Genomic DNA, 13,695 nt, shown 5'->3' with positions numbered 1-13,695 from the left:
AAGAGAAGGCCGCATGTCCGTACAGAATATCGTCAATATTACTGAAGCAAACCTGCAACAGACCCTCGAACAGTCCATGACCAAACCGGTGCTGTTCTACTTCTGGTCTGAGCGTAGTCAACACTGTCTGCAGCTGACGCCGGTACTCGAAAGCCTTGCCGCGCAATACAATGGCCAGTTCATTCTCGCCAAACTGGATTGTGACGCTGAGCCTATGGTGGCGTCTCAGTTTGGCCTGCGCGCGATTCCAACCGTCTATCTGTTCCAGAATGGGCAACCTGTTGATGGCTTCCAGGGGCCACAGCCTGAAGAAGCGATCCGCGCCCTGCTGGATAAAGTCCTGCCGCGCGAGGAAGAGCTGAAGGCGCAGGAAGCCATGAGACTGATGCAGGAAGGCAAATACGACGAAGCGCTGCCGCTGCTCAAAGAGGCGTGGCAGCTGTCGAAACAGGACAGCCAGATTGGCCTGCTCCTTGCGGAAACGCAGATTGCCCTGCACCGTTCCGACGATGCAGAAGCTGTGCTGAAGACCATTCCACTGCAGGATCAGGATACCCGTTATCAGGGTCTGGTCGCGCAGATCGATCTGCTGAAACAGGCGGCGGATACGCCGGAGATCCAGCAGCTTCAACAGCAGGTTGCCGATAACCCGACCGATGCCGCGCTGGCAAGCCAGCTGGCGCTGCAGCTGCATCAGGTGGGACGTAACGAAGAAGCGCTGGCACTGCTGTTCAGCCATCTGCAAAACGATCTGGGTGCCGCCGACGGTCAGGCGCGGAAAATGTTCCAGGAGATCCTGGCCGCGCTGGGCACCGGCGATGCGCTGGCGTCAACGTACCGCCGTCAGCTGTACGCCCTGCTCTACTGATAAACTGGCCCGGTGCTGCTAGCGCTCACCGGGCCTGCACAAGAGGCGGTCACCCCGCCTTTTTCAACTGCGTCACCACCAGCTGATGGCGCGCGTTGTAGAACTTCCGATAGGTTAAATAGCAGGCAATGATGGTCGACAGGCTGGCCGTAGAGAGCAGCATAAAGGTCACCATGATCTGATATTTAATGGCTTTGACCGGATCGATACCGGCAAAAATCAGCCCCGACATCATTCCCGGCAGGCTAACCAGCCCAACCGTTTTTGCGGAATCCACCGTTGGGATCAGCGACGAGCGGATGCTGTCGCGGATCAGTACCGCCGAGGCCATTTTCGGTGTCGCCCCCAGGCTTAATTTCTCCTGCAGCTTCTGTTGTTCACTGCTAAATCGCTGGCCGAGGTTGTTGTAACACAGTCCTACAGCCACCATCGCGTTCCCCGCAATCATCCCGGAAATAGGGATAACCTGCATCGGCGTAAACTCGATTGAGCCGGACACCACCAGCACCGCCAGCGTCAGCGCCGTCCCGGTTGTAATGGCGATAAACGATGAGACAAACGCCTTATCGATATACTTACTGCGTTTCTGCGCGTTCCACGCCGCGTTAAAGCAGATAAACAACACCATCAGGAGCGTCAGCACCGCGTGGTTGACGTTAAAAATATACTTCAGCACATAGCCGACAATAATGAGCTGGATAACCGCGCGGCAGATACTCCAGATAATATCTTTCTCCAGACCCAGCTTTTCCCGGTAGCTCACCACAATAGCGATCAGTACCAGTACCATCGAAAACGCCAGCGACGTATTCGTAATATTATGCTCACCCACGGTTTGCCTCCTGCATTTTCCCGCCCTGCGGCTCTAGCGTAATGACGTCATCCGCATGGGTAATTTCGTTTGAATCGTGCGTAACCCACAGCACGGCAATATTCTGCTCGCTTGCGTAACGATGAATAATCTCGTTAACGTTGCGTTTGTTCACCTCATCCAGCGCGCTGGTGATCTCGTCCAGTAACAATATCTTCGGCAAAAACTGCAGATTGCGAATCAGCGAAACGCGCTGCTTTTCGCCGCCCGATAATTCATTGATGGATTTAGTCAGCGTCTCTTTCGACAGGCCAAAGCGGGCCAGATCGGCGATAAATTTTTCTGGCTCCGGCGTTTTATGACGGATTTGCCACGGAAAGACCAGGTTGTCATAAACCGTTTCCCCAAACAGCGAAGGGGTTTGCACGCAGTAAGAGACCTGCTGGCGATAGCTTTCTGGCGACAGTGTCGCGATATCCTGCCCTTCAAACAGAATAGCGCCCTCAGTAGGGCTGAGCAGTGAAGCGACAATCTTTAATAACGTGCTTTTACCACAGCCTGACGGCCCTGTTATCAGTTTGAACTCACCCGGGGAAAGACAAAAATCGACATGCTGAAGGATCGTGGTATTTGCCACACGAAAACCGACATCCCTGACCTGCAAGAGCGTATTTTTATTGTTCATCATGCATCCTGTAACCACCTTTATTGCAACCACGCGTAGAATAATCCTTTCACGAACGCAGCGCGAATAGGGTGTGTCGATGGCTGGAGTAAAGGTTTTACCGGTATTCGTCGCGCCCCCTTCTTTACAGGGGCGAATTTCAGCCCGATAGCCGATATACTGACTCATAACACACACGCAGTTCCCTTCGTCACAGCATGCAAAACAGGAGGTTTTTTTGCTTATCGTTATACCTGTCCTTATTTTCGTTGCGCTGGTTATTGTCGGCGCTGGCGTCAAAATTGTCCCACAGGGGTATCAGTGGACCGTTGAACGCTTTGGCCGCTACACCAATACGCTCCAGCCGGGTTTAAGCCTGATTGTCCCTTTCATGGACAGGATTGGACGTAAAATCAATATGATGGAACAGGTGCTGGATATTCCTTCCCAGGAAGTGATCTCCAAGGATAACGCCAACGTCACCATTGATGCGGTCTGTTTTATTCAGGTTATTGATGCCCCAAAAGCGGCCTATGAAGTCAGCAATCTGGAGCTGGCTATCGTAAATCTGACGATGACCAACATTCGTACCGTGCTCGGTTCAATGGAGCTGGACGAGATGCTCTCTCAGCGCGACAGCATTAACACCCGCTTGCTGCACATTGTCGACGAGGCCACCAACCCGTGGGGGATCAAAGTCACCCGTATTGAGATCCGTGACGTGCGCCCGCCGGCAGAGCTGATCGCCTCCATGAACGCGCAGATGAAAGCTGAACGGACCAAACGCGCCTACATTCTGGAAGCTGAAGGGGTGCGTCAGGCAGAGATCCTGAAAGCCGAAGGGGAAAAACAGTCGCAGATCCTGAAAGCGGAAGGTGAACGCCAGTCTGCCTTCTTACAGGCGGAAGCCCGTGAACGTTCTGCAGAAGCGGAAGCCCGCGCCACCCAGATGGTCTCTGAAGCAATTGCGGCAGGTGATATCCAGGCGGTGAACTACTTCGTTGCGCAAAAATACACTGACGCGCTGAAAGAGATTGGCTCCGCGAACAACAGCAAAGTGGTGATGATGCCGCTGGATGCCAGCAGCCTGATGGGCTCCATCGCCGGGATCACAGAACTTATCAAAGACAGCGGAAACGAGCGCAAAAAATGATTGAGCTAATCGTCGCACATCCTCATGCATTCTGGCTAAGCCTCGGTGGCTTATTGCTGGCCGCGGAGATGCTTGGCGGCAACGGTTACCTGCTCTGGAGCGGTGTTGCCGCTGTCATTACCGGGTTAGTGGTCTGGCTACTGCCCCTGGACTGGGCGTGGCAGGGGGCATTATTTGCCGTGCTGACGCTGTTGGCCGCCTGGCTGTGGTGGCGCTGGCTTAACCGCCAGGTGACAGAGCAGAAACCGCTCGACGCCCACCTCAATCAGCGCGGGCAGCAGATTGTCGGCAAACGTTTTACGCTTGACACGGCGCTGGTTAACGGGCGCGGACATATGCGCGTAGGCGACAGTTCATGGCCCGTGGTGGCCGACGATGACCTCAGCGCCGGCACGCAGGTTGAGGTCATTGCGGTGGAAGGGATAACCCTGCGGGTTAAAGCCTGTCAGGCATGAGCCTTACGATGACAGCAGCCGGACAGATTATCGATAATCGGGCAGTCGGCGCTGTCATCCCCCGGACAGGATTCCGCCAGCGCCAGAAGCTGCTGACGCATCGCCTGTAACTCGGTAATGTGGCGTTCAATCTCAGCCACTTTCTCCAGCGTACGTTTTTTCACGTCTGCGCTATGGCGTGCCGGATCGTTGAATAAGGTGACCAGCTCGCCGCACTCTTCAAGGTTAAATCCCACCTGCCGCGCCTGGCGCAGCAGCGTCAGTTCATCAAGATGCAGTTGCGTATAACTGCGGTAGCCATTTTCACTGCGCAGCGGCGGTGTCACCAGCCCCTTCTCTTCATAAAAACGGATCGCTTTGCTGGTCAATCCGGTTTTTTTCGCAACATCACTGATATTCACATTTCCCCCTTGACCTTCCCCTTGATGGAAGGTTTAACCTTCATAACAGTTAGCGAAAAGCGTTATGCCGGTCAACATCTGACCAGATCATTATACGGGAGTTTTGTTATGTCTCACACTATTGACCTGACACTGGACGGCCTCTCCTGCGGCCACTGTGTCAAACGCGTTAAAGAAAGTCTGGAACAGCGTCCTGATGTAGACAGCGCTGAAGTGACCCTTGATCACGCCGCCGTCACCGGTAGCGCCAGTGCGGATGCGCTGATTGATACGATCAAACAGGCTGGTTATGGGGCGGAGCTGAGCCACCCAAAGGCTAAACCGCTGGCAGAGTCATCATCCCCGTCGGAAGCACTGACAGCGGCCACTCCTGAGCTTCCGGTAGCTGATGATATTGATGACAGCCAACAGCTGCTGATCAACGGCATGAGCTGCGCCAGCTGCGTCTCCCGGGTACAAAATGCCTTGCAGGCTGTACCGGGTGTCGCGCAGGCACGGGTCAATCTTGCGGAGCGTACCGCGCTGGTGATGGGCAGTGCCTCCGCCGCAGATTTAGTGCAGGCCGTTGAAAAAGCGGGCTACGGCGCAGAGGCCATCGAAGATGACCTCAAACGTCGTGAACGCCAGCAGGAAACGGCCGTCGCCACCATGAAACGCTTCCGCTGGCAGGCCATCGTCGCGCTGCTGGTTGGGGTGCCGGTCATGGTGTGGGGTATGATCGGTGACAATATGATGGTCACCGACGATAACCGCACGCTGTGGCTGGTCATTGGGTTGATTACGCTTGCCGTGATGGTCTTCGCAGGCGGTCACTTCTACTCCAGCGCCTGGAAAAGCCTGAAAAATCGCACCGCGACGATGGACACCCTTGTCGCACTCGGCACGGGTGCGGCGTGGCTGTACTCCATGAGCGTCAACGTCTGGCCCCAGTGGTTCCCGATGGAAGCGCGTCATCTCTATTATGAAGCGAGCGCGATGATTATCGGCCTGATTAACCTCGGCCATATGCTTGAAGCGCGCGCCCGTCAGCGCTCCTCCAAAGCGCTGGAGCGCCTGCTGGATTTAACCCCACCGACCGCGCGCGTCGTGACGGATGCGGGTGAAAAAAATGTCCCATTGGCTGAAGTTCAACCCGGCATGACGCTGCGCCTGACCACCGGCGACCGCGTTCCCGTCGACGGTGAAATCACTCAGGGCGAAGCCTGGTTTGACGAAGCGATGCTGACCGGAGAACCCGTCCCGCAACAGAAAGCCCAGGGCGATGCCATTCATGCCGGTACGGTGGTGCAGGACGGTAGCGTGCTTTTCACCGCCAGTGCGGTCGGCAGCCATACCACGCTGTCACGCATCATTCGCATGGTGCGTCAGGCACAGAGCAGTAAGCCGGAAATTGGTCAGCTGGCCGATAAAATCTCCGCCATTTTTGTGCCGGTCGTGGTCGGTATCGCGCTGCTGAGCGCGGCTATCTGGTATGTCTTCGGCCCGGCACCGCAAATTGTTTATACCCTGGTGATTGCCACCACGGTGCTGATCATTGCCTGTCCTTGCGCGCTCGGTCTTGCCACGCCAATGTCGATCATCTCAGGCGTAGGCCGTGCCGCTGAATTTGGTGTGCTGGTACGGGATGCCGATGCGCTGCAGCGGGCGAGCACGCTGGACACGCTGGTGTTTGATAAAACCGGCACGCTGACGGAAGGGAAACCGCAGGTAGTGGCCGTGATAACCGCAGGCATCACGCAGGATGACGCACTGCGTCTCGCCGCGGCGCTTGAACAAGGCTCCAGCCACCCGCTGGCCCACGCCATTATTGAGAAAGCCGGGAATGCCGGCCTGCCGCAGGTGAGCAATTTCCGCACCCTGCGCGGTTTAGGCGTCAGCGGTACCGCCGAAGGGCACACGCTGCTGCTGGGGAATCAGGCACTGCTGAAGGAGCATGGCGTTGAGACCACTGCCCTGGAACAAGACCTGAAAGCTCAGGCCTCTCAGGGCGCAACCCCGGTTCTGCTTGCCGTTGATGGCAAGGCCGCGGCGCTGCTGGCAATTCGCGATCCGCTACGCCAGGACAGCGTGCAGGCGTTGCAACGCCTGCACCGCGCGGGCTATCGCCTGGTGATGTTGACCGGGGATAATCCTGTGACGGCGAACGCCATCGCCCGGGAAGCAGGGATTGACGAGGTCATTGCCGGGGTGTTACCTGACGGCAAAGCAGATGCCATCAAGACGCTGCAAAGCCAGGGTCGCCAGGTGGCGATGGTCGGTGACGGGATTAACGATGCGCCGGCGCTGGCACAGGCAGAAGTGGGTATTGCGATGGGGGGCGGTAGCGATGTCGCCATTGAGACGGCCGCCATCACCCTGATGCGTCACAGCCTGATGGGCGTTGCGGACGCGCTGGCGATTTCAAAAGCCACCTTGCGCAACATGAAGCAGAACCTGCTGGGTGCCTTCGTCTACAACTCGCTCGGTATCCCGATTGCCGCCGGTATTTTGTGGCCGCTGACCGGCACGCTGCTGAACCCGGTTGTCGCGGGTGCGGCGATGGCACTCTCGTCCATTACCGTGGTGAGCAACGCAAACCGGTTGTTGCGGTTTAAACCGAAAGATTGAACCTTCTTCTCCTACGCGCTAGCATGAACCTTTCCGTTTATGGAGCGCGTATGAGTCTGTTTAATCGTATAAAAACATCGTTTCGCGCCCTCTTCCCCCGCCGTTATGCCTGGCCCGGCATGGATATCTCGCTTCCCGGCGGGCAGCACCTTCACCTGGTGGGCAGCATCCATATGGGCACGCAGGATATGTCCCCACTGCCAACCGGTCTGATGAAACTGCTGAAGAGCGCAGATGCGCTGGTCGTTGAAGCGGATATTTCGGGCCAGACGTCGCCGTTTGCCGGCCTCGAAAGCGATCTCCCCCTGGCTGAACGTCTGAACGACACGCAGTTCGCTGAACTGACGCGCGTCGCAGATGAGACGGGCGTGTCGCTCTCCATGCTGGACACACTGCCGCTGTGGCAAATCGCGATGGTCCTGCAGGCGACCCAGGCGCAGCGTCTGGGGCTACGCGGGGATTACGGTATTGATTACCAGCTGTTGAATGCCGCGAGAGCACGCCATTTGTCAGTCATTGAGCTCGAAGGCACGGACAGCCAGATAGCCCTGCTGCGCCAGCTTCCTGATGATGGGCTGATGCTGCTGGATGATACTCTAACCCACTGGCACACCAACGCGCGTCTGTTGCAAACGATGATCGGCTGGTGGCTGAATGCGCCGCCCACGGACGGTAAACTGGCGCTGCCGTCGACGTTCAGTGAATCGTTGTATGATGTGCTGATGAACGAGCGCAACAAAGCCTGGCAGCAGACGCTGCTTGCGTTACCTGCGGGACGTTACGTGGTCGCTGTCGGGGCGTTACATTTGTACGGAGAAGGGAATTTGCCGTCACTGCTGAAATAAAAAAATGGCCAATATTTCTATTGGCCCGTCAAAGAGGAATTTCATCGTTTTTATTATGCCGAAGGAGACCTTCGGTTGAGCCGATTGTCGCTCAAAGTGACCATCACTGCCAATACTATTGCGCAAGATGGTGCTATTTTTTAGACAAACGTCAGGCGTATGCTGTCAGCATGAATTGTCTGTCGTAAGAAGGATAGCTATGACTCCCGCCGTTAAATTACTCGAAAAAAACAACATTCCCTTTCGGATCCACACCTACGATCACGATCCCAGCGAAACGAATTTTGGTGATGAAGTGGTGCGCAAACTGGGGCTGAACGCCGATCGGGTTTATAAGACGCTGCTGGTGGCGGTGAACGGTGATATGAAACACCTCGCCGTTGCGGTAACGCCCGTTGCCGGGCAGCTGGATCTCAAGAAAGTGGCCAAAGCGCTGGGGGCAAAGAAGGTGGATATGGCCGATCCGATGGTTGCGCAACGCACTACCGGCTACCTTGTCGGCGGTATCAGCCCGCTCGGGCAGAAAAAACGCCTGCCGACGCTGATTGATGCCCCTTCGCAGACCTTCGACACCATTTATATTTCCGGCGGCAAACGCGGGCTGGATATTGAACTGTCCGCAGGCGATCTGGCGAAAATACTGGACGCGACATTTGCGGATATTGCGCGACGGGATTGAGGAAGTGGCCCGGAGGCACTGTGCTTACCGGGCCGACGATTCTCATACAGGCCGGGTCAGGCGTAGCCGCCCCCCGGCACAAAACCGCACTACTGCCAGCTCACCTCGCCTTTCGGCTCATAGGTATTCACGTCGATCGGTGAATTCTGCTCGATGAACTGCTTCAGCACTTCCGCATCGATAAACCCGGTATTCACATAGCCCGGTTTATTGTCGATATGCGGGTAACCGTCACCACCGGTGGCGTTAAAGCTTAATGTTGCCATGCGGTAGGTTTTGGCAGGGTCGACCGGCTCGCCTTTGATTTTGAGGTCGTTGAGCTTGCCGCCCTTTGCCACAAAGCTGACGTTAGCAAACTGCGGATAAGCGCCGGAGTCCGGCTTCATCTGCGCCACGGCGGTGAGATAGTCAATCACCTCTTTACCGCTCATGTCGACATACACCACGATGTTACCGAACGGCTGAACCTTCAGCACATCTTTATAGGTGATGTTTCCGCCTTCGATGGAGTCACGGATGCCGCCGCCGCTCATCACACCAAAATCGGCATTTGTGCGCGCCATTTGTGCCGCCAGCACCAGATGCCCCATATTGGTCTGCACAAAGCGAACTTTGCTGCGGTCCCCTTCCAGACGACCATTCAGCGTACCAATCTTCACGTCCAGCTGCGCCTTGCCTTTATTCTGGAAGGGCGTCAGTAGGGAGAGCATCTGCGCGTTCTCAGCAATTTCTGGGGTGTAGAGTACGCGCTCACTTTTCCCGTCAGGGTAAGTCACTTTCTTCTTCAGGTTGACCGGAATGAGCTGATAGTGCACCAGCTTCATCTCGCCGTTACGGAACTCAAAGTCCGCACGCCCCACGTATTTACCCCACTCGTGCGCCTGCACAATCCAGATACCGTTCTGACGGTCCGGAGCACACGGCGTGCCTGGCACGTAGTCGACCTGCTTTTTATTCTCTGACGCCATGCAGACCGGGTCTTGTGAATGACCGCCCACAATCATCGCCAGCGAGCCCGCAGGCAGGCTGCGAGCCATCTCCACGTCACCCGGCGCATTCGAGCCGTGCTCACCGTTGTCATAGTGGCCCATATGGGTGGTGGCAATAATGACATCCGGCTTTTCGTTCTGCTGCAATTCCTGGATGACCAGCTTCGCTTCGTCTGCCGGTTTACGGAATTCGATATCGGTAAAGAACTCAGGGTTGCCGATTTTCGCCGTATCGTCGGTGGTTAACCCGATGACCGCAATTTTCAGATCCTGACGCTTAAACAGCGCCCAGGGTTTGAACAGTCGCTCACCGGTGCTTTTCTGGTAGATGTTGGCAGAGAGGAACGGGAATTTGGCCCATTTTTCCTGCTGGCGCAGCACCGTCAGCGGGTTATCGAATTCATGGTTACCGACGGCCATCGCATCGTAGCCAATAAGATTCATGCCGCGGAAATCAGGCTCCGCATCCTGTAAATCAGATTCCGGCACACCGGTATTGATATCGCCCCCCGAGAGCAGCAGTACGCTGCCCCCCTGGGCTGCCACCTCTTTACGAATGCCATCCACCAGCGTTTTTTGTGCCGACAGACCGTATTCGCCGTATTCACTGCGCCAGAAATGGCCGTGGTGATCGTTGGTATGCAGAATGGTGATTTTATAGGTTTTATCTTTTTCATAGGCCTGCACGGGCAGGCTAACCAGACCCCAGGCGGCGATCAGCGCCAGCGCGACGCTCCGCTTCATTAACTTCATCTTCTCTCTCCCTGACCAATAGACAAAGGCAAAAATTACAGTGACTAATAAGAATAGACAAATAAGTTTTCAGAATTGCGACTTTATTCAAATGTCACTGCCGGGTATGTTAGTTGGATAATAATTACACCCTGCATTTCTAATAACAAAAGACGTGGTATTCATCTCTATGGCAATCAGTGAATCAACCCAGCCCGTGTCTGGCGCTCCGGCGTCGCGCACCTCGTTTAAAGTGTTAGGCGCAATCAGTCTTTCACATCTGCTCAACGACATGATCCAGTCGTTGATTCTCGCGATCTACCCGCTACTGCAGTCCGAGTTTTCGTTAACGTTCGTGCAGATCGGGATGATCACTCTGACCTTCCAGCTGGCCTCCTCGCTTCTGCAACCGGTCGTGGGCTACTGGACAGATAAATATCCCATGCCGTGGTCGCTACCGATTGGCATGTGTTTTACCTTGAGCGGGCTGGTGCTGCTGGCAATGGCAGGCAGCTTTGAAGCAGTGCTGATTGCCGCCGCGCTGGTGGGCACGGGGTCGTCGGTCTTTCACCCGGAGTCCTCACGCGTGGCGCGCATGGCCTCCGGGGGCCGTCACGGGCTGGCGCAATCGCTGTTTCAGGTGGGCGGTAACTTTGGCAGCTCCCTCGGCCCACTGCTGGCAGCGGTGATCATCGCTCCGTACGGCAAGGGTAACGTGGCGTGGTTTGTGCTGGCAGCCTTGCTGGCGATTATCGTACTGATTCAGATCAGCCGCTGGTATGCCGCGCAGCATCGCGTGAACAAAGGTAAACCTAAAGCGAAGGTTATCAATCCCCTTCCTCGCGATAAGGTCATTCTGGCCGTCTCCGTGCTTCTCGTGCTGATTTTCTCGAAATACTTCTATATGGCGAGCATCAGCAGCTATTACACCTTTTACCTGATGCAAAAATTCGGATTATCGGTCCAAAACGCCCAGCTTCACCTGTTTGCCTTCCTGTTTGCGGTGGCTGCAGGGACGGTTATCGGCGGGCCTGTGGGCGATAAAATCGGGCGCAAATACGTCATTTGGGGCTCTATCCTCGGCGTGGCCCCGTTTACCCTTATTTTGCCGTATGCAAGCCTGGAGTGGACGGGGATTTTGACCGTGATTATTGGGTTTATCCTCGCCTCGGCGTTTTCCGCCATCCTTGTTTACGCGCAGGAGCTGTTGCCAGGCCGTATCGGTATGGTTTCTGGGCTCTTTTTCGGTTTTGCTTTCGGCATGGGCGGCCTTGGTGCGGCAGTGCTGGGCATGATTGCCGACCACACCAGTATCTTCCTGGTCTATAAAATCTGTGCTTTCCTGCCACTTCTGGGGATGTTGACCATATTCCTGCCTGATAACCGCCATAAAGCGTAATATAACGGTCGCTAAAGTTTTACTTTGGCGACCTGACCCCCTGATGCCATAAGGGTTTCTTCTGCATCCCCCGCCTAATTTATCAAAATGCGCTTTTTTTACACGCATATTGCTGTTTTATTCAAACTTCAACAATTATTCATAAACATAACGGCAAAAATTGTCATAAACTATTACTCGGTTTTTGGTTTTTTAACCAAATGGAACACCCACAACGAAAGGAGACGGAATGCATCACGCCACACCGCTTATCACCACCATTGTTGGTGGACTTGTGCTCGCTTTTATCCTCGGCATGATTGCCAATAAACTGCGTATTTCGCCTCTGGTGGGCTATTTGTTAGCGGGTGTGCTGGCGGGTCCCTTTACGCCAGGTTTCGTGGCGGATACCAAACTGGCGCCCGAACTGGCGGAATTAGGCGTGATTCTGCTGATGTTTGGCGTGGGTCTGCATTTCTCACTCAAGGATCTGATGGCGGTAAAGTCGATCGCCATACCGGGAGCGATCGCACAGATAGCCGTAGCGACGCTGCTGGGAATGGCGCTTTCGACAGTGCTTGGCTGGTCGCTGATGACCGGTATCGTCTTTGGGCTGTGTCTTTCAACCGCCAGTACCGTCGTACTGCTGCGCGCGCTTGAGGAGAGGCAGCTTATCGACAGCCAGCGCGGACAAATCGCGATAGGCTGGCTGATTGTGGAAGACCTGGTGATGGTGCTGACGCTGGTGTTGCTGCCTGCCGTCGCCGGTATGATGGAAAAAGAGAGCGTCGGCTTTGCGACGCTGGCGCTGGACATGAGCATCACCATCGGGAAAGTGGTGGCGTTTATCACCATTATGATGCTGGTGGGCCGCCGTCTGGTGCCGTGGATCCTGTCCCGCAGCGCGGCCACCGGCTCCCGTGAGTTGTTTACCCTGTCTGTCCTTGCCCTGGCGCTGGGGATTGCCTTTGGTGCCGTTGAACTGTTCGACGTCTCCTTTGCACTGGGCGCGTTCTTCGCCGGGATGGTGCTGAACGAATCCGAGCTGAGCCACCGTGCGGCGCACGATACGCTGCCGCTGCGCGACGCCTTCGCCGTCCTGTTCTTTGTCTCCGTCGGGATGCTGTTTGATCCGATGGTTCTGGTTCAGCAACCGCTGGCCGTGATGGGCACCCTGGCAATTATTATCTTTGGTAAGTCGGTTGCCGCCTTCTTCCTGGTACGGATGTTTGGCCACTCGCCGCGTACCGCTCTTACCATCGCCGCCAGCCTGGCGCAGATTGGTGAGTTCGCCTTTATTCTGGCGGGCCTGGGTATGGCGCTGAATCTGCTGCCGCAGACCGGGCAAAACCTGGTCCTCGCCGGAGCGATCCTCTCCATCATGCTGAACCCGGTCCTGTTTGCATTGCTGGAAAAATACCTCGATAAAACCGAAACGCTGGAAGAGCAGACGCTGGAAGAAGCTATCGAAGAAGAGAAGCAGATCCCGGTGGATATTTGCAATCATGCCCTGCTGGTCGGCTTTGGCCGCGTAGGAAGCCTGCTCGGTGAGAAGCTGATGGCGCAGGGGATCCCGCTGGTAGTGATTGAAACATCACGTACCCGCGTCGACGAGCTGCGCGAGCGCGGCGTTCGCGCGGTGTTGGGCAATGCGGCAAACGAAGAGATCATGAATCTCGCGCATCTGGACTGCGCGCGCTGGTTGCTGCTGACCATTCCAAACGGCTATGAAGCGGGTGAAATTGTAGCGTCCGCACGTGAGAAGTGCCCGAATATTGAGATCATTGCCCGCGCCCATTATGACGATGAGGTGGAGTACATTACCGAACGGGGTGCGGATCAGGTGGTGATGGGTGAACGCGAAATTGCAAAAGCGATGCTGACGCTGTTAACGAAACCGCCGGTTGACGAGGTGGTGATGGGGTAAGTGTGCCTCCTGCAGCCCCTGACTGACCCTCGCCCACTCTGAGTGGGGGAGATTTCAAAATAATTGAACAAACAACGGAGTAATCTAAGTTAAAACACGTTGATTTAATTGAGTTTCATTGCATTGCCTGAGTAAGTTTTCGCCACGAGGCTCTAGTTCAAGAAACATTTTTTTGAACCAGTTATT

Annotated in this window: 12 protein-coding genes; 8 read left to right on the top strand and 4 right to left on the bottom strand. The window is 55.6% G+C overall.

Going from position 1 to position 13,695, the window contains the following annotated elements; all coding sequences use genetic code 11:
* The first annotated feature begins 13 nt into the window (after positions 1-13).
* Entirely contained in the window at positions 14-868 is an 855-nt protein-coding gene (locus QRN24_RS01035; protein WP_020885170.1) for a co-chaperone YbbN, read from the top strand.
* A 49-nt stretch (positions 869-917) separates the two neighbouring features.
* Here the strand turns inward: QRN24_RS01035 and fetB are convergent, their stop codons facing one another.
* Both fetB and fetA read right to left on the bottom strand, forming a co-directional pair.
* On the bottom strand, positions 918-1,700 hold the full coding sequence (gene fetB / locus QRN24_RS01030) for an iron efflux ABC transporter permease subunit FetB (protein ID WP_020885171.1): 783 nt from the start codon (positions 1,698-1,700) through the stop codon (positions 918-920).
* On the bottom strand, positions 1,693-2,364 hold the full coding sequence (fetA, locus tag QRN24_RS01025; RefSeq protein ID WP_047744107.1) for an iron efflux ABC transporter ATP-binding subunit FetA: 672 nt from the start codon (positions 2,362-2,364) through the stop codon (positions 1,693-1,695). The genes fetB and fetA overlap by 8 nt, the downstream gene beginning before the upstream one ends.
* Positions 2,365-2,581: 217 nt before the next feature.
* Between fetA and QRN24_RS01020 the strand changes: the two genes are divergently transcribed.
* Positions 2,582-3,496 carry an SPFH domain-containing protein gene (locus QRN24_RS01020; protein WP_014168925.1) on the top strand — a complete coding sequence of 305 codons (915 nt, stop codon included), beginning with the start codon at positions 2,582-2,584 and terminating at the stop codon, positions 3,494-3,496.
* Positions 3,493-3,951 (top strand): NfeD family protein, encoded by a 459-nt coding sequence (locus tag QRN24_RS01015; protein WP_014168924.1) that lies wholly within the window; start codon positions 3,493-3,495, stop codon positions 3,949-3,951. Before QRN24_RS01020 ends, QRN24_RS01015 begins: the two co-directional genes overlap by 4 nt.
* On the opposite strand, the gene cueR is transcribed toward QRN24_RS01015, so the two are convergent.
* Complete coding sequence (cueR, locus tag QRN24_RS01010; protein ID WP_014168923.1) at positions 3,942-4,352, bottom strand: Cu(I)-responsive transcriptional regulator; 411 nt, start codon at positions 4,350-4,352, stop codon at positions 3,942-3,944. The genes QRN24_RS01015 and cueR overlap by 10 nt on opposite strands.
* Positions 4,353-4,460: 108 nt before the next feature.
* Between cueR and copA the strand changes: the two genes are divergently transcribed.
* From copA to ybaK, 3 genes are all read left to right on the top strand, one after another.
* Complete coding sequence (copA, locus tag QRN24_RS01005) at positions 4,461-6,959, top strand: copper-exporting P-type ATPase CopA (RefSeq protein ID WP_284942224.1); 2,499 nt, start codon at positions 4,461-4,463, stop codon at positions 6,957-6,959.
* 50 nt (positions 6,960-7,009) lie between these two features.
* Positions 7,010-7,804, top strand: a complete 795-nt coding sequence (locus QRN24_RS01000) for a TraB/GumN family protein (RefSeq protein WP_047744111.1) — start codon at positions 7,010-7,012, stop codon at positions 7,802-7,804.
* A gap of 199 nt (positions 7,805-8,003) precedes the next feature.
* Complete coding sequence (gene ybaK, locus QRN24_RS00995; RefSeq protein WP_020885175.1) at positions 8,004-8,483, top strand: Cys-tRNA(Pro)/Cys-tRNA(Cys) deacylase YbaK; 480 nt, start codon at positions 8,004-8,006, stop codon at positions 8,481-8,483.
* A gap of 89 nt (positions 8,484-8,572) precedes the next feature.
* On the opposite strand, the gene ushA is transcribed toward ybaK, so the two are convergent.
* Positions 8,573-10,225 (bottom strand): bifunctional UDP-sugar hydrolase/5'-nucleotidase UshA, encoded by a 1,653-nt coding sequence (ushA, locus tag QRN24_RS00990; protein ID WP_025204836.1) that lies wholly within the window; start codon positions 10,223-10,225, stop codon positions 8,573-8,575.
* 169 nt (positions 10,226-10,394) lie between these two features.
* Here ushA and QRN24_RS00985 point away from each other — a divergent pair, with 169 nt between their 5' ends.
* Both QRN24_RS00985 and ybaL read left to right on the top strand, forming a co-directional pair.
* Positions 10,395-11,603, top strand: a complete 1,209-nt coding sequence (locus tag QRN24_RS00985) for an MFS transporter (RefSeq protein ID WP_032677549.1) — start codon at positions 10,395-10,397, stop codon at positions 11,601-11,603.
* Positions 11,604-11,832: 229 nt separating this feature from the next.
* Positions 11,833-13,509, top strand: a complete 1,677-nt coding sequence (ybaL, locus tag QRN24_RS00980) for a YbaL family putative K(+) efflux transporter (protein WP_284942223.1) — start codon at positions 11,833-11,835, stop codon at positions 13,507-13,509.
* Positions 13,510-13,695: the final 186 nt, after the last annotated feature.

This window comes from Enterobacter sp. MEB024, assembly GCF_030209635.1.
GTDB lineage: Bacteria > Pseudomonadota > Gammaproteobacteria > Enterobacterales > Enterobacteriaceae > Enterobacter > Enterobacter ludwigii.
This window is presented reverse-complemented; position numbering and strand designations above follow the sequence as displayed.